Genomic DNA, 20626 nt, shown 5'->3' on the forward strand with positions numbered 1-20626 from the left:
TGGTGGACGCGGCAGGGATCGAACCTGCGACCAGTCGATTAAGAGTCGAATGCTCTACCAGCTGAGCTACGCGTCCATATTGACCTCAAGTGCATGAGGGGAAAGTGATTGAAGGGCACACCCTGAAACCAGTCAGCCGCAATCAATCGACTTAGTTAAGATACCACAGCTTGCGGAGTGTTTTCACTCCGCAAGCTGTTCGTTAGCCAACAAAATCTACGTTCGCGCGAATTGGAATAATGCCGCGGTCATAGCCCATGTCCAACAGCTTGCGGATCGCGACTTTGCCATCCTCGCCATAGTTCAGCGTGCGCTCGTTGACATACATGCCGACAAAGCGGTTAGCCAGCGCCGGGTCCAGATCGCGGGCGAATTGCATAGCGTATTCAAGTGCCTCTTCGCGGTGATCGAGAGCGTGCTGGATGCTGTCGCGCAGGGCGTTCGTTGTGGTCAACAGCGTCTCCTGGCTGAACGAGCGGCGGATAGCGTTGCCTCCGAGTGGGAGGGGAAGCCCGGTCTCGTCGCGCCACCACTGGCCCAGATCGAGCAGCTTCACCAGCCCGTCGTTGGCATAGGTCAACTGTCCTTCGTGGATGATGAGCCCGGCGTCAAATTCGCCCGAGACCACGGCCGGAATGATCTTGTCGAACGGAACGACCGCAGTTTCGATCTCCGGCGCGAAGAGCTTCAGCGCTAGGTACGCTGTGGTGAGGGTTCCGGGAACCGCGATGCGCGTCTTCTTTACCTCGTCGAGCGTGAGCTTGCGCTGAGAGACGATCATCGGCCCATAGCCTTCGCCGACGCTGCCGCCGCATGCCATCAGGGTGTACTTCTCCTGCAGGTAGGGGTAGGCGTGAAACGAGATGGCGGTGACGTCATAGAAGGCTTCGTTGATGGCGCGGTGATTCAGAGTTTCAATGTCGGTGAGCGTGTGGTTGAACTTATATCCCGGAACGCGGACCTTGTTGGTGGCCAGGCCGTAGAACATAAAGGCGTCATCGGAGTCCGGGCTGTGGGCGATGTTGATCTCTTGAATTGCGGTGTTCGCGGTAGTCATAAATCGATAATCCTTGGGAGAGTGAGAGGAATAGGAGACGCGGCCCGGCAGTGCCAGTGCAGAACGTCGAGAAGTTTCAGAATTGCTGGCTAAGAACGCCGCCACTTCTGCATTGAGCTGAAGATTCCAGCGGCAGCGGTAATTTTGATGGCCTCGCCTGCAAGGAACGGGGCAACAGCGAGGCTCCATACGGCCGTGCTGCCGAGGTGCAGAAGATGTGCCAGCCATCCCGCTCCAAGTGCGAAGGTGATGACGCTCGATCCAATGCCGGCGACGATCGCGCCGCTGAAGCGCGACACGACGCGGGGCATGGAGCGCACCAGCCATCCGGCAGCGGCAGCGGCCAGCGGGTAGGCGAACAGGAAGCCTGCGTTGGGGCCAAGCAGATGCGCCATGCCCCCAGGGCCGCCAGCGGGGCTGAATACGGGCAGTCCCACGGCGCCTTCGGCGAGATAAAGAACCATCGTCGAGAAGCCTGCAACCGGGCCAAGCACCATGCCGATCAGAATGACGGCGAATGTCTGCAGCGTCATCGGGACTGGCGTGAAGAAGAGGGGAATCGACACATGCGCGCAGGCAGCCACGAACAGGGTCGCGGCAACCGCCAGAACAACGCGGCCCGGCAGTGTCTCATGCAGCGGCCTGGCGCCTTCGATCAGGCCAGAGTGAGAAGAGGTAATGGGTTGCATGGTTAGCGTCCTTTCGCGTCAGCCGCGTTCGGTTGAAGTTACCTTGTCGTAGGAGTGGAGGGGCCTCTGGTTAGCAGGCCTGTTTTTGTTGCCGAGAGGTCCTGCGATGACGAATGTGTCGGAGCATGGGGCAGGGAACTGTGCGCGTCCTCTGCTGCGGCGAAGAGATATTGGCTGAACTCGGGCTGCACCGGCGTCGACGCACTCTCGAGTTTGTGGCTGGCGCGAATGCGCCGGGTAATTGCTACCGCCGCCCAGATCAGGGCGAGAAAAGAAAGAATCGAGATGGCAAAGAGAATCCGCATGAATAAGGAGAAGAGCTAATAGCAGAATACCAAGATTGCGCCCGGTTCGTGCGCCTGGTCGATGCTTCTCCCGATTTGCCGTCGAAATTCGAAAGTAACGCTGTCGTGGCTCGCTCCCATTGCCGGTTGGCAGTACAAACTTGGTACATTCAGTTCGTACAGATCTTTTCCACTTGACGGAGTCCTCTATCAAATTTGTACTGAGATGTAGATAAATATGACTGGTTCCAGCACAACAGGCGCAGGGGTAAAGCGGTCGAGCACCATCGTCCGCCTGTACCAGCGGATTCACGGCGGTTGGCGAAAGATTGCTACCGGCGCCGCTGCCGTGCTTGCGCTTGCCATGGCCTTCCACGTCATCTTTGGCCAGAACGGCCTGACCGTCTATCAGCAGAAGCGTCAGGAGACGCAGGTGCTGACCAGGCAATTGCAGACCCTGCAGCACGAGAACGATTTGATGAAGAGCCACGTTGGCCGTTTGGAGAACGATCCTAATGCGATCGAACACCAGGCCCGCGAGGAACTGCACTACACCCGTCCGGGCGAGGTGATCTACACCCTTCCTCCCGATCCCGTCTCAAAAGGCGCAGCGAATCAAGGCAATTCGGCGAAACCTTAAAACCTGTCGAAGAGTCACACTGTCTCGTCCGACGACGCGCGAGTGCGCGCAGTGCTGTAGCTATATGCGGTAGCCTGAGGATAATTGGGGGCAAGCAATGAAGATCAACATGGAAGACGCGACCGCACGGCAGACCTACAATCTGTTGATCGGTCTGGTAGCCCCGCGGCCAATCGCCTGGGTGACGAGCATCAACGAGCAGGGCAGCCTGAACGCCGCTCCCTTCAGCGCATACAACTACCTGTGCATCGACCCGCCAATTATCGGAATCGGGGTGACTGACCGCCCGACCGGCGGCTTCGTCCCCAAAGATACGGCGCAGAACATCCGGCGCACCGGCGAGTTCGTCGTTAATGTCGTGACCGAAGATCTCATTCACCAGATGAATATCTGCGCCACCGACTTTCCCCCGGAGTTCAACGAGTTGGAGATGGCGGGATTGACCACTGCTCCCTCTCAGGTCGTGAAAGTGCCGCGCATCGAACAGGCACACGCCGCTCTTGAGTGCAGGGAGTACACCACCATGGAGATCGGCAGGTCGCGCATTATTCTCGGCAGCGTGGTCGCTATGTACGTCGAAGACAAATTTGTCGATCTCGCTGGCCCCTACGTCCGAGCCGAAGAGCTTCACGCAGTGGGGCGCATGAATGGCCTGGGATCGTATGTCAAAACCCGGGATTCCTTCTTGACCGTGCCGCGCATCTCGTACGAAGAGTGGAAACAGGGAAAGCGCTGACTGCTCAGGAGATATATTCCTTGAGCCAGGGGTCGGTGCTGTGAACGAGCGCTTCGGTCGTGCCGTCGAAGACCACTTTTCCCTCGTTCAGAACCAGAAATTTGGTACTGTCGTCGATCCCATTATTGGGAATCAGTTCCATCTTGCCCGTCTCCGGGTTGAAGCGATTTCGGGCCAGCACGAAGGCATCTTGCAACCGATGGGTAATCAGCAGCGAGGTCGTGTGCGAGACATCGCGCTGCTTCACCACCAATTCGATGATGGTGGTCGATGTGATCGGGTCGAGGCCGCCTGTGGGGGAGTCATAGAGAATCAGGTCCGGGCTGGAGATAATAGCGCGTGCGATGGAGACACGGCGGCGCATTCCGCCCGAAAGCTCCGACGGAAACTTGGCGATGGCATGCTCCAGTTCGACAAACTGTAGCGCTTCTACCACGCGTTTGTGGGCCTCATCCTCAGGAACACCATCTTCATGGAGCCGATAGGCGACGTTGTCCTCCACCGAAAGCGAATCGAACAGCGCTGACTCCTGGAAGACCATGCCGATGCGTGCCCGCAGCTTGAACAGGCTTTTCTCGGGCATCGTCGTGATCTCCTGCCCAAACACCTCGATCGTTCCCGAATCGGGGCGGAGTAGTCCATTGGCGAGCTTCATCAGGACAGATTTGCCGCAACCGGCTGGCCCTAAAATAATGCGCGTCTCAGCCCGCTGCACGGTAAAGGAGATCTTCTCGAGCACCGGCTTTCCGTCGAAGCTGATGGAAACATCCTTATAGGCGACCACAGGCCCAGCCGGATCGGCGTCGCCCCGGTTCGATGACAGCCCTGCGTTGGCGAGGTCTATGGGCATGGTCTGGGTCACCGGCCAAAGATGCCGATCATGGCTCGGCTGACGATAAAGTCGACGATGATGATGAAGACCGACGACACCACGACGGCCTGCGTAGTCGAGCGGCCAACGCCCTGGGTTCCGCCCTTGGTCTTCAGCCCGAAGTAGCAGCCGACCGTGGCAATGATGAACCCTGAGAAGAGCGGCTTGGTCAACCCCTGCACGACGTCGCCATAGGCCAACGCGCGGTACGACGTATGGAAGTAGCTGGAGGCGTTCAACCCCAGCAGCGTCACACTGACCAGTGCTCCGCCCGCGATTCCAACGGCGTCAGCTACGATCGTGAGAAAAAAGAGCATGAAGACGGTAGCGTAAAGCCGCGGCGTCACCAGTTTCCGGATCGGATCGGTTCCCAGGGCCCGCATGGCGTCGATCTGCTCAGTCACCTTCATCGAGCCGAGTTCCGAGGCCATTCCGGAGGCGTTCCGTCCCGAGATCATCAGTCCAGTAAGGACCGGCCCAAGCTCCTTGACCATCGAGAGCGCCACCAGGTTGCCGGTCATGCTGATTGCGCCAAATGCCTGCAGCGACGTCGCGGACTGTAGCGCCAGCACGCACCCTGTAAAAAAGCCGGTCAAAATGACGATCGGCAGGGAGCCGAAGCCAATCGAGTCCATCTGGGTGAAGATATCGGGCCAATACCGCGGACGCGAGAAGATGTTCGAGACGGCGTGCCACGAGAGCAGCGCGTAGTCCTGAACGGCGGCGATCTTTTCTTTGGCGAATTCCTCTGGGGAGACGAAGGGCATGGGTTATCAGGCTCAATGTATCAGATGCAGAGACAGTCTTGAAGATTGCATCTTCTTGGCACGATTGAAGAAGTTACTGAACCAATGTCAGGATAGGCCTCAAAAATGAGAAAATAGATTCGATCATGGCTGAAATGACAGCGGCGGTGTTGTACGGCAAGCAGGACCTGCGATTGGAGAGGGTGGCAATCCCGCGCCCGGCAGACGGAGAGCTGCTCGTCCGCGTCGCGGCGGCATTGACCTGCGGAACAGACCTCAAGGTCTACCGCCGTGGCTATCACGCCCGTATGCTCAAGCCCCCCATCCGCTTTGGCCACGAACTGGCCGGCGTCGTCGAAGAGGTTGGCCCCGGTGTGACCAGGTTCCGCAAGGGAGACCGCGTCGTTGCCCTGAACTCCGCTCCCTGCGACGTCTGCTTCTTCTGCACCCACGGCCAGCAAAATCTCTGCGAAGACCTCTTGTTCAACAACGGGGCCTACGCTGAGTTCATCCGTGTCCCCGCTCGCATCGTCGAAAAGAACACACTGCTCATCCCCGACGATGTTCCCTTCGAGCACGCCGCGCTCACTGAGCCTCTGGCCTGTGTCGTTCGCGGCCTCGAAGAGAGCGGAGCCAAAGCCGGCGACACCATGATCGTCATCGGCGCAGGCCCCATCGGCCTGATGTTCATGCATGTCGCCCAGGTTTCCGGTGTCCACGTCATCGCCGTCGTCAAGCGCGAAGACCAGGTCGCTGCCGCAAAGTTGTTCGGGGCCTCCAGCGTCCTGCAAATCTCGGCTGTCGACGATGTCGTAGCCGCCGCGCGCGCCCTCACCCCGCAGGGTCGCGGTGCCGATATCGTCATCGAAGCCGTAGCCATCCCCGCTACCTGGGAGTGGGCCGTCGACATGGTTCGCAAAGGCGGCGTCGTCAACTTCTTCGGTGGCCCGCCCAGCGGCACCAAGGTACAACTCGATACCAACCGCCTCCACTACGGCGACATTACCCTCAAGGCCAGCTTCCATCACACCCCGGCCACCTGCCGTACCGCGTTTGAGTTGGTCACCAGCCGCCGTTTCAAGTGTGCGGACTACATCACCGGCCGCGTCGGGCTTACCGATGTTCCCGCCGTCTTCGCACGCATGATGGACCGCAGCGGAAGCACGCGCGAGATCAAGACTGCCGTCTTTCCGTCCGGGGTGCCCAAATGAGCGAGATGACGCTGTCAGAACACGCGCTGCTGGGCGCACCCCATGAGTACCTCACGCCGATGGAGCGGCCAACTCTCGCCGAGGCGCAGGCCTGGTGCCGCCATCTTGCCACGACCCACTACGAGAATTTTCACGTCGCTACCTGGTTTCTGCCGCGCAAGGTCAGGCCCCACTTCGAGAGCATCTACGCCTACTGCCGGGTAGCCGACGATCTCGGCGACGAGGTCGACGACCCCGAGGTCGCCATGCGCCTGCTCAACGCCTGGGGCTCCATGCTCGACGAGTGCTACGAGACGCCCGAGCGATCCATGCATCCCGTCTTTGTGGCCCTGCATGAAACCGTGCGCGAGTGTGGCGTGCCCCGCGAGCTATTCTCCGATCTTCTGCACGCCTTCCGCATGGACCAGGTGAAGACCGAGTACGAGACATGGCACGAGCTTCTGGAATACTCCCGCTACTCCGCCAATCCGGTTGGGCGGCTGGTGCTGTGGGTCTGCGGATACCAGGAAGAGTCGCTCGCGCTGCTCTCGGACAAGGTCTGCACCGCGCTCCAACTGGCAAACTTCTGGCAGGATGTTACCGAAGACGCCGACCGTGGCAGGCGCTACATTCCCGCTCAGGCGATGGAGCAGTTTGGCGTGGAAGATGGTCAGATTGAGGGCCGCGTCTTCACGCCGGAGTTCGCCGCGATGATCGAGAGCCTCGTAGCCGGAACCCGCGCCATGTTGCACGACGGTGGCGTCATCAGCTCCCACGTCGACAAGGAGCTCGCGGTCACGCTCGACCTCTTCCGCAAGGGCGGCGACGCCATCCTCGACGGCATCACGGCCGAAAACTTCGATGTGCTGCGCGGCAGGCCGGTCGTCTCCAAGATAACGAAGCTGGGCCTGCTGGCCGGTGCATTAATCGCCAAGATAAGGGCGGGGCTTACGACGTGACCCTTGCCGAAGCCTATGCCGCCTGCCGCACCATAGCGCGGCGAGAGGCCAAGAACTTCTACTACGCCTTCCGCGTGCTGCCGCAGCATAAGAGCGACGCTATGTGCGCCGTCTACGCCTTCATGCGCCGCGCCGACGATATCTCCGACGATGAATCGCTCCCCATTGAGCAGCGCAGGCAAGCCATGAGCGTCTGGGTTGAGTCATGGCGCACCGCTCGCCGCAGCGGAGTCTCCGACGATCCTGTCTTCATCGCCCTCAACGACACACAAAAACGGTTCGCAATTCCCGACGCTCTGCTCGAAGAGTTGGTGCAGGGAACCACGATGGACCTTGAGCCCCAGTCGGTCGCAGCCGAAGCAATCCAGACCTTCGCCACCTTCGAGGACCTCTACCGCTACTGCTATCTCGTGGCCTCGGTGGTGGGTCTGGTCTGCATCCGCATCTTCGGCTACACCGATCCCCGCGCGGAAAAGCTCGCCGAAGAGACTGGAGTCGCCTTTCAGTTGACCAATATCCTTCGCGACGTAAAAGAAGATGCGGAGCGCGGACGAGTCTACCTGCCACAGAATCTGCTGCACGAATTCGGCAGTAGCACCGAGCGGGTGGAAGCCCTCGCCCATGGCGCGCCTATGGAATCCGCAGACCGCGCCATGCTTCATCAGCTTGAAGCGAAGGCTGCAGCCTATTACAAATCGGCAGACAAGTTGCTTCCATTGATCGATAAAGACAGCCGCGCTGCATTGTGGGTACTCGTGACCATCTATCGCGGGCTACTCATCAGAATAGGAAAGCGCGACAGCGATGTCTTCTCTCAACGCGCCAGCGTCCCCACGACATCAAAGCTCCTGACTCTCGCGCAGGGCATGGCAATGGCTCTGCTCAACCGGGCGACCTCATGAACCGTCCCAATCCGGGTGCGGTTGCCCCATGTCCCGATTCTGGGACATGGGTTTCGGACGTGCCTCAAAGATCGCCTGAGGCAACAAATGCTCGCGACATTATCGTCGCAGGCGCCGGTGTGGCCGGACTATCTGCTGCCGTTGCGCTCGCTGATGCGGGCGCGTCGGTCACTCTGCTCGAACGCCGCCCTTACATCGGTGGTCGCGCCTACTCCTATGATCACCCCGCTCTCGAAGAGACGATCGACTCGCAGCACGTCGTCGTCGGCTGCTGCACCAACGTCCTCGACCTCTGCAACCAGGCAGGCATGGCGGACACGATCCGCTGGTACGACGAGCTGACCTTCCTCGAACCGGGAGGCCGCCGCAGCCTGTTGCGCCCCGGCAGCCTTCCCGCGCCCGCGCATCAGGCCATCAGCTTCCTGCGCGCGCCGATGCTCACGTTGCGCGACAAGGCCGCAATCGCTGCTGGCCTCGCCCGGTTTCTGCGCGGCTATCCCGCCGACGACACCGAGAGCTTCGCCTCATGGCTCAAGCGCACTGGCCAGACCGACCGTGCCATCCGCCACTTCTGGGAACCCGTCGTCGTCGGCGCGCTCAACGACACCTTTGAGCGCTGCTCGGTGAAGTACGCCGGCAAGGTCTTCTACGAATCCTTCCTGCGCTCAGCCCCGGCCGGGCGGCTTGGTATCCCCGCAGCCCCATTGAGCGAATTCTTCTCTCCTATCGCAGAACTCGCGCAACGCAAGGGCGTTGCCGTCAAGCTCAAGTCCGGGATCGACCGCATCAAGCAAACACCGGACAAGCGCTGGCAGGTTGAGGCTGGCAGCGAGGTCTACACCGCATCCTCCGTCATCCTCGCGACCGACTTCAGACAGACAAAGAATCTGCTCGCAGGTCTTAATTCGTCAACAAACGGAGAAGCAGCCCTGAACACCGATTTCGACAAATTTACCGTCGCTCCCATCACCACCATCCACCTCTGGTATGACCGTGACGTTGTCGGCATCGACCACGCTGTCCTCCTCGACACGCGTATCCAATGGATGTTCGCCAAGTCGCGCATCCGCCGCTGGCCCGCCGAGCGCGGCAGCTATCTTGAGCTGGTCATCAGCGCGTCCTGGCTCGAGCTGGAGATGGGCAGGGAAGAGATTCTCTCCTCCGCGATTAGAGAGTTCGAGCTGTTCTTTCGCGCGGCAAGGACCGCAAAACTGGTCAAGAGCGGAGTGCTCAAAGAGGCCCGGGCCACCTTCTCCGTCACCCCCGGCCTCGACAGCTTCCGGCCAAAGCAAGCCACGCAATGGCCCGGCCTCTACCTCGCAGGTGATTGGACGGCAACGGAGTGGCCCTCAACCATGGAGGGCGCAGTCCGCAGCGGAAGGCTGGCGGCTGGCGCTCTCATGGGCGACAGCAGCCGCTTCATGGCTCCCGAACTTCCCGCACAGGGACTCATGCGCTGGTTGAGCCGCCAGTAATACACGCCTTATTCCGGCGGTCCCACCGTTACCACAAAGTAAGTCGCCGGCGTATCTCCGACATTCTTGATGAAGTGTTTATCCCCGGCGACGCAGATCCCAACGTCACCGGCCACCATCCTGCGGCTCACACCATTGGTCATCAACTCCACCGTGCCCTCGCGTACCAGCCAAAGTTCATTGTGCAGATGCGTTCCAATCGGCTCATGCGGAGCGCCAACGGCCTGCGTCGTCTCATGCATCTCCAACCGAACATTGCCTGCCTTCAGCATTCCGGTGACGTAGTGGCGAGACACCCGCTCCTGTATGCCGACTGTCTTCGCTGGTTCCGGCGGAAACACGCCTGACTGAAGTACAGGCAGATTGCTCTGTGCCAAAGCTGACTCCGGCATCACCGCCGAACAAGCCAGCAAGGCTGGCAGCAAAGTTGCAAATTCACGACGATCCATCGAACCCTTGGAACCCATAGAACGAAATTTCCTCCACTTTAAACGATACGCCCCGGCAAAAGCCGGGGCGTATCGTGCATCTGCATCTTTAACTAGACAGCGCTCAGTGCAAGGCCAGCCATCTTTTCTTCGCCATCCGCCGCAATGGGCCGGTAGAACAGCGCATTGTTCTCCATGTAGACCTCGAGGAACGCCGGTCGTTGCACGATTCCGCCGCCAATAAGCGTCTCCGACAGAGGGTCTTCGACATAACGCTGCAGCGCACGACGCAGCGGGCGAGCGCCATAGGTACGGTCAGAGGCAGTCTTCTCGATGATCCACTTCTTCGCCTCGTCCGTCACCGAGATCGTGATCGCCTTATGCACCAGGTTCACATTGAGCTGCTGCACCAGCAGTTCGAGAATCTGCATCAGGTCAGCATCCGACAGCGAGGTAAAGATGATGATCTCATCGAGACGGTTCAGGAACTCCGGATTGAAGGTGCGCTTCACCTCTCCGCGTACGAGTTCTTCCATCTTGTCGAGCACCATGTCTTCCTTCTCGCTCTGGAAGCCAAGCCCCTGCCGCTTCTGCAGATGCTTCGCTCCAATGTTCGAAGTCATGATGATGATGCAGTTCTTGTAGTCAACCGTATTGCCGAGGCCATCGGTCAACTGCCCGTCTTCAAAGACCTGCAGCAGCAGGTTGAAGACATCGGGATGCGCCTTCTCGATCTCGTCGAGCAGCACCACGCAATACGGATTGCGCTTGACGCGTTCCGTAAGCTGGCCGCCCTCTTCGTAGCCGACATATCCCGGAGGCGAACCGATCAGCTTGCTCACGGAATGCTTCTCCATGAACTCCGACATATCGAACCGGATCAGCGCCTTCTCACTTCCGAAGAGGAACTGCGCCAGAGTACGCGCCATTTCGGTCTTGCCGACGCCGGTTGGCCCAAGGAACAGGAAGCTGCCAATCGGACGCGCCGGATTCTTGAGACCGGCACGCGAACGGCGAATCGCCCGCGCCAGCGCCGAGATTGCCTTGTCCTGCGAGATCACGCGCTTGTGCAACTCTTCTTCGACGCGCAGCAGCCGTTGCGTCTCTTCTTCCTTCAGCGAGGTAATCGGAACGCCGGTCCAGCGGCTGACAACATCTTCAATGTCTTCACGCGTCACGATGCCCGCCGAAGAATCGTCAAGATGATACTTGTCGCGCAGCGTGCGCAGGTTCTCGCGCTCCTTGCGCTCTTCGTCCGAATAGAAGCGCGCCTTCTCGAACTCATGGTTCGCGATGGCGTTCTCCATCCGGTGAACGATGAACTTGATGCGCTTCTGCACCTCGGTCAACTCTTCCGGCAACGAAGTCTGCCGCAACTTCACCCGCGCGCCAGCCTCATCGATCAGGTCAATCGCCTTATCGGGCAGGAAGCGGTCAGGAATATAGCGGCTGGAGTGCGAGACGGAGAAGGTGATCGCATCATCGGTGTAGCTGACAGCATGAAACTTCTCATACTTGTCCTTGATGCCCATGATGATCTTGATCGCATCTTCCTCGTTCGGTGGCGGCACCTTCACTGCCTGAAAACGCCGCTCCAGCGAACGATCCTTCTCAATCGACTTGCGATACTCCGCCGGTGTGGTCGCGCCAATGCATTGAATCTCGCCGCGGCTTAATGCCGGCTTTAGGATATTCGCCGCATCGAGCGAACCTTCAGCCGAACCCGCGCCCACCAGTGTATGCAGCTCGTCGATGAAGACGATGGAGTTCTGGTTTTCCATCAACTCTTTCATGATGGTCTTGAGACGCTCTTCAAACTGGCCGCGATACTTGGTTCCAGCTACGATGAGCGAAAGATCGAGCGCCAGCACCCGTTTATCGGCAAGGAAGCTGGGCACCTCGCCGTCAGCGATCTTTTGGGCCAACCCTTCGACAATCGCAGTTTTGCCAACACCCGGCTCGCCGATCAGCACAGGATTGTTCTTCGTCCGGCGGCACAGAATCTGGATGACGCGATCGACCTCGGCATCCCGCCCAACCAGCGGATCAAGCTGCTGGTCCATGGCCGACTGCGTAAGATCGCGGGAGAACTCCGCCAACATGCTCTGCTCGCCGCGCTGTCCTTTGCTGCCGCCGCCTTGCGCGGTGGGCACCTTCTCCTGGGTCGTGCGCTGCAACTCTTCACGGATGGCCGGCAGCCTCAGGCCGCGCTCAGTCAAAATCTCCGCCGCAAAGCACTTCTCTTCGCGCAGCAACCCCAACAGAAGATGCTCGGTCCCGATGTGCTTGTGTGAAAGCCGCTCGGCTTCTTCCGCAGCATAGGCCAGGACGCGCTTGCACTCGTTCGAAAGCGGTAGATCGACGGAGGTCGAAACCTTCTCCCGGATCGTCGTATGTCCTTCAATCTGCTTGCGTATGGATTCAACCGATGCGTGCGACCGCAAAAAGCGGTTCGTCAACGCCTTGTCCTCCCGCAGCAACCCCAGCAACAGGTGCTCTGTCTCGATATAAGGCGACCCGAACTGGCTGGCCTCGTACCGAGCAAAGAAGATCACCCTCCGCGCCTTCTCCGTATAGCGTTCGAACATGTTCTCCCCTTCAACGCCGGCCACCACCCAGCCCGAAGGCCGCATAGCGCCGTTGGTACCGTACCCATCTCTGCGGCGACTGCCCGCAAAGACAATCAGGCTACTTCGAACTGCGAAGCATCCATCCCACTTCTATCAGTGTAGTCGCCTGCGCAACACATCTGGAAATACCTCAAAAGTTATGCAATACCCTAGCACTGTCTATTAGATGAGTGCTGTGCAAAAAAGGCACCAAACCCGGTGCATCACCCCGCCGACCTGGATTCAGCTTCTTCCAATCGGCCTTCCCGCAGCCGCAGCATCCGCCCGCAACGCCCTGCAAATTCAAGACTATGCGTCACAATCACGCTGGTCAGGCCGTGAGCCGTATGTAGCCCTTGGATCAACCCAAAGACCGCCTCCGCCGTCTTTCCGTCGAGGTCCCCGGTTGGCTCATCTGCCAGAAGGATCTTCGGCTCCGTCACCAGCGCCCGCGCCAGCGATACCCTCTGCTGCTCTCCTCCGCTCAGCTCGCCGCTGCGATGCTCGGCTCGTTCCGCCAGCCCAACCTCGCCCAGCCAGGTCCGCGCCCGCTCCAGGGCAGACGAACGTCCCATTCCCCGAGCCAGCAACGGCATAGCTACATTTTCGAGCGCCGTAAACTCCGGCAGCAGATAATGGAACTGCCACACGTACCCCACGTCCCTGTTCCTGAAGTCTGCCGCCTGCGCCGCCGAAAATGCGCTCAAGCGACTCTCCCCGCACCAGACCTCTCCAGCCGACGGCCTGTCCAGCGCAGCCAGCAAATGCAGCAGGGAACTCTTACCCGCGCCGCTTTCCCCAACGATGGCAACCATCTCTCCGGCATGAACCACCAGATCCAGCCCGCGAAAGAGCTCCAACTCCCCTCGCCCGGCCGCTCCGGGAACCGCGGCATACGTCTTCGTCAGCCCGTCGGCTCGCAGTACGACCGTTCGCTCCACCGATCCCGGCAAAGGCTCCAGCCTTTTATCCGAGCCATCCCCAAAAATGTCATCTCGCCCGGAGGCGCCGTTCTTGCCGCCGGAGTGAAGAGGTCCCTGCATTCCATCCTCGCGCTCAGCCACTTATCTCTCCACCGTCTCTGTACCGGCATGGCCGGGATACGCTCCCAGCGAAATCGCAATCCGGTTCCAAGCATTGATCGTCGTAATGGCCAGCGTAAGATTCACCGTCTCCACGTCGCTGAAGTGCGCGCGGACCTCGTCATACACCGCATTGGGAGCATGGCCCTCCTGAATATCCGTCACTGCCTCGGCCCACGCCAACGCCGCCCGTTCCCGCTGCGTGTAAAACTCGGAAGCTCTCCAGTCCGCAACTGTGGCAATCCGCTCTGCCGTCTCATTCAACTTCCGAAGTTCAGCAGTATGGACGTGGACGCAATACTCGCAGCCGTTCATCAGCGAAGCCCGCAGCCTCACCAGTCCAAGCAGCGAAGCCTCCAGCCTCGTTCCAGTATTCAGATAATGTTCTAGTTCGTGCATCTTCGCCATGCCATCTGGCGCCAACTGGCCATACTTCAACCGTGGTTCACTCATAGCGCAAAGCCTCCGCCGGCAGGACTCTCGCCGCCGACCTGCTCGGATACAGCGTAGCAATCAAACTCACTCCCAACGATACCGAGCCCACAACCACAGCATCCCAAATCCGAGGAGCGAACGGCAGATAGTCGATCGAGTACACAGACGCATCGAGAGGTAGGTGGTAATGGCCACCCAGCCAACTCAAGCCATATCCCAACACCAGCCCAATCACCGTGCCGATGACTGAAATCAACAATCCCTGCAACAAAAAGATTCGCCGCACCTGCTCTGCTCGCACACCGAAGCTCATCAACACGGCAATGTCCTTGGTCTTCTCCATCACCATCATGGTCAGCGCAATCAGAATGTTCAGCGCGGCCACGCACACGATCAGCGCCAGCACGATGAACGTTACATACTGTTCCAGCTTCAACGCGCGGAAGAGTTCGCGGTTCTGCTCCATCCAGTTCGTTGTCTCAAATCCCGGCCCTGCAGCGCGCTCAATGTCCTTGCCAATCCTGTCCGCGTGATAAAGATCATCCACCTTGAAGCTGATCACCGAGATCAGATCCGGCTCGCTGAAGAGTTTCTGTGCATCGGCCAACCGTACAAACGTATAGGTGGAATCGTACTGATAAAAGCCCGACTTAAATATCCCCGCTACATAAAAGGCGCGATAGCGGGGCACCAGCCCCAGTGGAGACAGTTCACCCTGTGGACTAATCACCTGCACCGTATCGCCCACGCCTGCGCCGAGGGTCTCTGCCAGATCTTTCCCAATCACAATCGGAGGGACAGGTTGTGCCGCCTGCATGGCCTCAGAACTGGGTGCCCCACGTCCCGATTCTGGGACGTGGGTTTCCGCAGTGTCAGCGGCGTCAACCGGCTCTAATCCCGCAGCCGATCCCGCAACGACAGACTGCAGCAAATCGCCAACCTTGCGCTCGTCGGCAGGAATCACTCCCTTAATCAAAGCGCCGCCACTCCGCACCCCGCGAGAGATCAGGACCTGCCCATACAGCCCCGGAGCAGCAGCCGTCACATGCGGAAGCTTCCGCAACTTCTCCAGCAGAGGCCTCCAATCGCGAATGCCGTCGGCCTTGATCCGCATCAGGTCCACATGCGAGGTCGAGCCCACCAGCCGCGCCTGCAAATCCTGTTGCATCCCGTTCGTAATTGCCAGCGCAATAATCAGCGAGGCTACTCCAGCCGCGACGCCGATGACCGAGATTGCAGTAATCACACCCACCACAGCCTGCCGCCGCTTGGCCCGCAGATACCTCGCCGCAATAAAAAATTCAAATCGCATTGAACCTCAGCTTACTATCCGTCGCCGTCCTGCATTCAGGCAATCTCTAGTGCGCGATCACCCGCGGCAGGTTCCAGTGCTGCCACACCGCCACCATGCGCAATACAAAGCACGCTGCAGCGCCCAGTGTCATGGCTAAACCACGAGGCACCTTCATCCTTATACCCACCACCACGACAATCGCACCGGCCAACGCTGCCGCCGCATATACGTCCGTCCGCAGCACCGCGGGAACCTGCGCGAGCAGAACATCGCGAATCGTGCCGCCGCCCACGCCGGTCAGGCCTCCCATCAACACCGCAATCAGGGGATTGATGCCAAACTCCAGCGCCTTTTCCGCTCCAGCCACGGCAAACAGCGCCAATCCGGCAGCATCGAGGGTAATCATTAAAGGCTGCGGAACGCTTTGAAAGAATTGATAGAAAAAGAAGACCGTGCCGCCTCCGGCAAGCGCGGTCGCGCCATAGCGCCAGTCGCGGATACTGTTGGGAGGGACCGCGCCGATCAGCATGTCTCGGATAATTCCTCCGCCCAGCGCCGTTGCGAACGACAGAACCAGCAACCCCAACAGATCGAGGTTTGCCCGGATCGCGGTCATGGCCCCTTCCACGGCAAACACATAGGTTCCCAGAAGGTCTACGACCAGCAGTAAAAAATCGGGGTTATATCTTGCGAACCTGCGCTTCGCTTCTGTCATCGATTCTCCAAAGAGAAAGGCGAAAGCCGAAGCTCCCGCCTTTCTCTCATCTCACAATGGCGACCCTAGTTGGCCAGAACCGCCCTGTATCTCACTTGATTCTTTTTTACCTTGGCTACGGCATCGTTCGCCTTGCTCATGGCAAAGCGTTCGGTAATGGCCTTCACGCCATGCCGTGCCGCCACGTCCAGCATCTCGTGAAGATCGCGCGGACTGCCTGAGGGGCTTCCTGAAATTGCTCTCTGCGCACCCAGCAATGAAAAGGCCTGAATCTGCATCGGCGAGGGAGGAACGCCCACCACGCAAAGCATCCCCTTGGGCCGAAGAGCATTCACATATCCCTGCCAGTCCTGGTCGGCGCTCACCGTCGACAGCAGAAAATCAAACGAGCCTGCGACCTTCTTCAGCGCTCCCGTGTCCTGCGTATTCAAAAAGTGATGCGCACCCAACCTGCGCGCCTCCGCCTCCTTGTCCTTCGAGGTCGAAAACGCCGTCACCTCCGCGCCAAACGCCTTGGCAAACTGAATCCCGAGATGTCCCAGTCCACCAATCCCGATCACGCCTACACGCGACGACGGACGGACTCCATGATTTCGCAGCGGGCTGTAGACGGTAATTCCGGCGCAAAGCAGCGGAGCCACATTTTCGCTCTCAAGTACCTCGGGCACCGGAATCGCAAAGCGCGAGTTGACGCGAATTCTGTCCGCGTAGCCGCCATTTCGTCCCACGCAGGTCGGCTGCGACTTCGCGCAGAGGTGTTCGTCGCCCTGGCGGCACCACTCGCACACACCGCAGCTGTCGGCCTGCCAGCCTACGCCGACCCGGTCTCCAATCTTTCGGTCCACCACTCCGCTGCCTACCGCCACAACGCTGCCCACGATCTCGTGACCGGGTATAAATGGGAATTTGCTGAAGCCCCAATCGTTGTCGATCAGGTGAACGTCGCTGTGGCACACTCCACAATGCGAGATCTTTATTTCGACTTCATTCGCCTGCAACTCGCCGGGATCGTATTTATAGGGCAGCAAATGCGCACCCGCCGCGTGCACAGCCAAACCATGGATCTCACTCATTTGGAATCTTTCCTTTAGGTGCCTGATGTACTCGTCCGCACCTGCTGTTCGATGCTACAACATCGCCGTAAGCAAAACGATGTAGCAAATTGAGCGGCTCGGCCATCGAGGCTGCAAGATCTTGCAATATAAGCGAGAGTCGACCTTTGTAAGGTCAGCGAAGAATCTTGACGAGGAGGTTATGCTGATCGGCCGTCTTACATCGCACCCAGCAGCTCAAGAGCGCCCTTGGATTTCAGGTCAGCCGCGACCCATTGGCCGAAGCACTCTGGCGTCGTGTCGAGCGGGGTCTCGGTGTCGATCTGGATCATGGCTTCGCCGTCGGGAGCCAGCACCTGGGCGAACATGCGCCACTTCTCAAACTCGGGGAGGCAGTGAACGCCGATGGGAATCGAGCAGCCTCCTCCGAGAGCGTCGAGGGCGACGCGTTCGGCTTCGACGCAGAACCGTGTCTCGGGATGATTGAAGAAGGCAACAGCCTGACGAATGTATGCGTCGCGCCCCTCGTCGATGACGTGCTCGGAGCTGCGAGTTTCGATGGCCAGTGCGCCTTGTCCGGGCGCGGGACAAAGCTCTTCCGGCGAGAAGCGGTGATGGACCCATTCGGCGCGCTTGAGGCGGTCGAGACCTGCGGCGGCGAGAACCAGCGCATCGCATTGTCCGGCGGCGAGCTTCTTGAGGCGGGTGTCGATGTTGCCGCGAATGTCGACGAACTCTACATCGGGGCGCAGCGCCAGCAGCTGGGCGCGACGGCGAGGACTCGTAGTGCCGATTCGTCCTCCCATCGGAAGCGTATTGAGCGACCAGTAAGGCTCGCAGACCCAGACGTCGCGAGCATCGGCGCGCTTGGGAATGGCAGCGAGGGTGAACTGCGGCGCGAGCTGCGTTGGCAGGTCCTTGAGGCTGTGGACGGCGAGGTCGATGTGGCCTTCTTCGAGCGCTTCCTCAATCTCCTTGATGAAGATGCCTTTGCCGTCGAGGTTCGGGGGCGCGACAAAGCCTGGTTGCTGCATGCGATCGCCAGTGGTGCGAATCACTTCGAGCTCGACGTGATAACCAGCATCGCGGAGGGCGTAAAGAATGTGATTGGCCTGCCACAGCGCAAGCTGGGAGCCTCTTGAACCGATTCGGATCGGGTTCTTTGGATGATTGAATTCGCTGCTCATACGTTTTCTGATTGTAGGCGAGGGATCGCTCTTTGGCTCATTTCAGCGTTTTTCCGGGCTATGACGGGGGTACCCCCCCTGTACTTAAGTCCTAAAGTCTTCAAAACAAAGAGACTAGGTCCGGACTTGAGGAGTGAGGTCCAACGCCGCGAGGCGTGAGAGGTCGCGATGGGAGAGAGATGTTTGTCAAGTTTTGACATCCGGATTTACATGGAATTGGAACAAAAAGCTGCCGGCTGAGGGACTTCCAGCCGGCAGGTTGAGTTGCTTAATTAGCGGTGCCCGCCGCCGCCGCCGCCACCACCATGGGAGCCTCCGCCACCACCGCCTCCACCGCCGTGGAAGCCTCCGCCTCCGCCGCCTCCACCGCCGCCATGGAAACCACCGCCGCCACGGAAGCCGCCAGGGGCTCCACCGTGAAAGCTGCCAGGAGCGTGGACGGGGCCCGGGTGACCACCGAGGTATCCATGTTGCTGGCCCTGGTTGCCAAAGCTTCTGCGGGTGCCGTAACCGCCGCCGTTGTATCCGTATCCGCCGTAGCCGTAGCCGCCATAGCCGCCATAGCCATAGCCTCCGTAGCCATAGCCTCCGTAGATGGCACCTCCGCCATAGAGATAAAGCGGGGAGTAGAAGCCGTAGCCGAAGGGGTTCCAGAAGAGTCCATTCCCGGGGAGCCAGGTATAGCCGAAGGGGCCGCCGGCCCAATACCAGCCGGGAGTGAATCCGCCATATCCGGCGTACTCGGAGGCGAGATCGATGTTGGCGTCACCGAGGTAGGCCGAGCGGAGGCTGCTCCATTGATAGAGGTCGTCGTTCTTGGCCTGGCCTTTGTTGAAACGCTGCGGCTTGACCATTTCGCCATTCAGAACCAGTTGACGCCCGCCTTTGACCTCGATGGGCTTGATGTTGCTCTGCAGGTTCTGTCCGGGATAGACCGCTGCCTTGCCGTCGAAGACGCGGACGGTCGAGTTGTTGGCGTCGAAGCCATAGAGGCCGTGCTTGAGCAATTGGGTCTGGCCGTTGGGGGTGTCGATGAGGACGGTGCTTTCTTTGTAGATCTGGTCGACCTCGACGCTGGCATCGCCGCGTTCGAGTCGCACCTCGGTGTGGGTCAAGTTGGGCGAGACCATCTGTACCGTGCTGTTGTCCCCGAGGCGTAGAAAGATGCCGGGAGTGAGCAGGATCTCTGCTTTGCCGTTGGCCGTGGCAATGACTTGTCCGGCCTGCATCTCGGTGCGGCCTACGGAACGGTGCGAGAGTGGGCGGCCTTCTATCGAGGCTTGTCCTTCTACGTAATTAAGAGTGCCTGGGCTGGCTGGGTTCGCGTTCTGCCCGAAGGCGGGAGCGGCCAGAGTCGCCAGGGAGAGAATGAGAAGTGCTTTCAACCTGGGCATCGTAAAACCTCTATAGATTTAGATGCGGCGAGGTGTGAAAGGTCATAGAGTTGAGAGCGTAAAGTTATTGAAATGCCTATAGATAGAGCGCTAATCGAACGCAACTATTTTTGTAGATGAGGGTTGCTATATCGCCCTTGCAGATATATTGGCCGCCTCCGCAACGGAAGGAGAGCATCCCCCGGGGGCTAAAGCCCCTTTTTTATTTGCTGATTTAGAGGGCCAAGGCTGAAGCCTTGGCGTACCTGGAAGCCTAGAAGAAAATGCAAATACGGGCTCGTCAGATTCTCTTAGTCTTCGTTGGTGGAGTCTGATTTTGGGTCGGACTGGCCGGTGTAGAGACGTTGGATGTCGGCGAGTGTTTGGGAATCGCCTTGTTGCGCCGCCTGACGAATGCCGGTCAGGGGGTGGTGCAGGAACTTTGCCGTGAGGGAGCGGGTCAGCACATCGACCGCCTCGCGCTGCTCGGGAGTGAGGCCGGCGAGTTTGGATTGCGAGCGGCGAAGTTCGGCCTGCCGGATGGCTTCGGCGTACTGCTGCAACGACTGGATGGCGGGAACGGCGTTGAGGGTTTGCAGACGCTGGAGGTACTTGTCGACCTCGCGAGTGACGATGGCTTCGGCGGCCTCGGCCTCGCGGCTGCGGTCGGCGAGGTTGGCCTGCGCTACTTGCTGCAGATCGTCGATGTCGTAGACGAAGCAGCCTTCCACCTCGTTCATGCCGGGATCGACGTCGCGGGGGACAGCGATGTCGATGAAGAACATGGGGCGGTTGCGGCGGCGGTGCAGGAATTGCTGGCCGTGCGAGCGGCTGAAGATTTTTTGCGGCGCGCCGGTGGAGGTGATGACGATGTCGGCGCGGTCGGCCTGCTCGTAGAGCTG

At 59.6% G+C, this 20626-nt stretch carries 20 protein-coding genes, 1 tRNA gene and 1 pseudogene; 6 read left to right on the top strand and 16 right to left on the bottom strand.

Features of this window, described 5'->3' with window-relative positions:
• From VMU57_RS18790 to VMU57_RS18805, 4 genes are all read right to left on the bottom strand, one after another.
• Window positions 1–76 (bottom strand) — tRNA-Lys (locus VMU57_RS18790).
• 126 nt (window positions 77–202) lie between these two features.
• Window positions 203–1057, bottom strand: a complete 855-nt coding sequence (locus tag VMU57_RS18795) for an MqnA/MqnD/SBP family protein (RefSeq protein ID WP_325386236.1) — start codon at window positions 1055–1057, stop codon at window positions 203–205.
• An 89-nt stretch (window positions 1058–1146) separates the two neighbouring features.
• On the bottom strand, window positions 1147–1746 hold the full coding sequence (locus VMU57_RS18800; RefSeq protein ID WP_325386238.1) for a biotin transporter BioY: 600 nt from the start codon (window positions 1744–1746) through the stop codon (window positions 1147–1149).
• Between the two features lie 38 nt (window positions 1747–1784).
• Window positions 1785–2051 carry a hypothetical protein gene (locus tag VMU57_RS18805; RefSeq protein WP_325386240.1) on the bottom strand — a complete coding sequence of 89 codons (267 nt, stop codon included), beginning with the start codon at window positions 2049–2051 and terminating at the stop codon, window positions 1785–1787.
• Window positions 2052–2268: 217 nt separating this feature from the next.
• Here VMU57_RS18805 and VMU57_RS18810 point away from each other — a divergent pair, with 217 nt between their 5' ends.
• Together VMU57_RS18810 and VMU57_RS18815 are read left to right on the top strand one after the other, a co-directional pair.
• The gene (locus VMU57_RS18810) at window positions 2269–2670 is read left to right on the top strand and encodes a septum formation initiator family protein (protein ID WP_325386242.1); all 402 of its coding nucleotides are present in this window, start codon (window positions 2269–2271) and stop codon (window positions 2668–2670) included.
• A gap of 97 nt (window positions 2671–2767) precedes the next feature.
• Window positions 2768–3406, top strand: coding sequence for a flavin reductase family protein (locus VMU57_RS18815; RefSeq protein WP_325386244.1), 639 nt, complete (start codon window positions 2768–2770; stop codon window positions 3404–3406).
• A gap of 4 nt (window positions 3407–3410) precedes the next feature.
• On the opposite strand, the gene VMU57_RS18820 is transcribed toward VMU57_RS18815, so the two are convergent.
• Together VMU57_RS18820 and VMU57_RS18825 are read right to left on the bottom strand one after the other, a co-directional pair.
• Window positions 3411–4256 (bottom strand): ABC transporter ATP-binding protein, encoded by an 846-nt coding sequence (locus tag VMU57_RS18820; RefSeq protein WP_325386246.1) that lies wholly within the window; start codon window positions 4254–4256, stop codon window positions 3411–3413.
• An 8-nt stretch (window positions 4257–4264) separates the two neighbouring features.
• Entirely contained in the window at window positions 4265–5044 is a 780-nt protein-coding gene (locus VMU57_RS18825; protein ID WP_325386248.1) for an ABC transporter permease, read from the bottom strand.
• 134 nt (window positions 5045–5178) lie between these two features.
• Between VMU57_RS18825 and VMU57_RS18830 the strand changes: the two genes are divergently transcribed.
• Genes VMU57_RS18830 through hpnE form a run of 4 tightly spaced genes read left to right on the top strand, consistent with a single transcriptional unit; the run spans window position 5179 to window position 9549 of the window.
• Window positions 5179–6234, top strand: a complete 1056-nt coding sequence (locus VMU57_RS18830) for a zinc-dependent alcohol dehydrogenase (protein ID WP_325386274.1) — start codon at window positions 5179–5181, stop codon at window positions 6232–6234.
• Window positions 6231–7172 (top strand): squalene synthase HpnC, encoded by a 942-nt coding sequence (gene hpnC, locus VMU57_RS18835; protein ID WP_325386250.1) that lies wholly within the window; start codon window positions 6231–6233, stop codon window positions 7170–7172. Before VMU57_RS18830 ends, hpnC begins: the two co-directional genes overlap by 4 nt.
• The gene (locus VMU57_RS18840; protein ID WP_325386252.1) at window positions 7169–8074 is read left to right on the top strand and encodes a phytoene/squalene synthase family protein; all 906 of its coding nucleotides are present in this window, start codon (window positions 7169–7171) and stop codon (window positions 8072–8074) included. Before hpnC ends, VMU57_RS18840 begins: the two co-directional genes overlap by 4 nt.
• A complete protein-coding gene (gene hpnE / locus VMU57_RS18845; protein ID WP_325386254.1) occupies window positions 8071–9549 on the top strand; it encodes a hydroxysqualene dehydroxylase HpnE in 1479 nt (492 codons plus the stop codon). Before VMU57_RS18840 ends, hpnE begins: the two co-directional genes overlap by 4 nt.
• A gap of 8 nt (window positions 9550–9557) precedes the next feature.
• On the opposite strand, the gene VMU57_RS18850 is transcribed toward hpnE, so the two are convergent.
• The 10 genes and pseudogenes from VMU57_RS18850 to VMU57_RS18895 form a co-directional block, all read right to left on the bottom strand.
• On the bottom strand, window positions 9558–10016 hold the full coding sequence (locus VMU57_RS18850; protein ID WP_325386256.1) for a cupin domain-containing protein: 459 nt from the start codon (window positions 10014–10016) through the stop codon (window positions 9558–9560).
• 74 nt (window positions 10017–10090) lie between these two features.
• A complete protein-coding gene (locus VMU57_RS18855) occupies window positions 10091–12565 on the bottom strand; it encodes an ATP-dependent Clp protease ATP-binding subunit (RefSeq protein ID WP_325386258.1) in 2475 nt (824 codons plus the stop codon).
• 245 nt (window positions 12566–12810) lie between these two features.
• Entirely contained in the window at window positions 12811–13650 is an 840-nt protein-coding gene (locus tag VMU57_RS18860; protein WP_325386260.1) for an ABC transporter ATP-binding protein, read from the bottom strand.
• Entirely contained in the window at window positions 13651–14121 is a 471-nt protein-coding gene (locus tag VMU57_RS18865) for a carboxymuconolactone decarboxylase family protein (protein WP_325386262.1), read from the bottom strand.
• Complete coding sequence (locus tag VMU57_RS18870; RefSeq protein WP_325386264.1) at window positions 14114–15415, bottom strand: ABC transporter permease; 1302 nt, start codon at window positions 15413–15415, stop codon at window positions 14114–14116. Before VMU57_RS18870 ends, VMU57_RS18865 begins: the two co-directional genes overlap by 8 nt.
• A gap of 46 nt (window positions 15416–15461) precedes the next feature.
• Window positions 15462–16112, bottom strand: a complete 651-nt coding sequence (locus VMU57_RS18875) for a trimeric intracellular cation channel family protein (protein WP_325386266.1) — start codon at window positions 16110–16112, stop codon at window positions 15462–15464.
• A gap of 65 nt (window positions 16113–16177) precedes the next feature.
• On the bottom strand, window positions 16178–17185 hold the full coding sequence (locus VMU57_RS18880; RefSeq protein WP_325386268.1) for an NAD(P)-dependent alcohol dehydrogenase: 1008 nt from the start codon (window positions 17183–17185) through the stop codon (window positions 16178–16180).
• Between the two features lie 197 nt (window positions 17186–17382).
• Window positions 17383–18351: a hydroxymethylbilane synthase gene (gene hemC / locus VMU57_RS18885; RefSeq protein WP_325386270.1), complete on the bottom strand. Its 969-nt coding sequence runs from the start codon at window positions 18349–18351 to the stop codon at window positions 17383–17385.
• A gap of 272 nt (window positions 18352–18623) precedes the next feature.
• Window positions 18624–19745, bottom strand: coding sequence for a FecR domain-containing protein (locus tag VMU57_RS18890; RefSeq protein WP_325386272.1), 1122 nt, complete (start codon window positions 19743–19745; stop codon window positions 18624–18626).
• 290 nt (window positions 19746–20035) lie between these two features.
• Window positions 20036–20626, bottom strand: a pseudogene (locus VMU57_RS18895) (glutamyl-tRNA reductase); the annotation flags it as partial.

This window comes from Edaphobacter sp. (assembly GCF_035532915.1).
Classification (GTDB): domain Bacteria; phylum Acidobacteriota; class Terriglobia; order Terriglobales; family Acidobacteriaceae; genus Edaphobacter.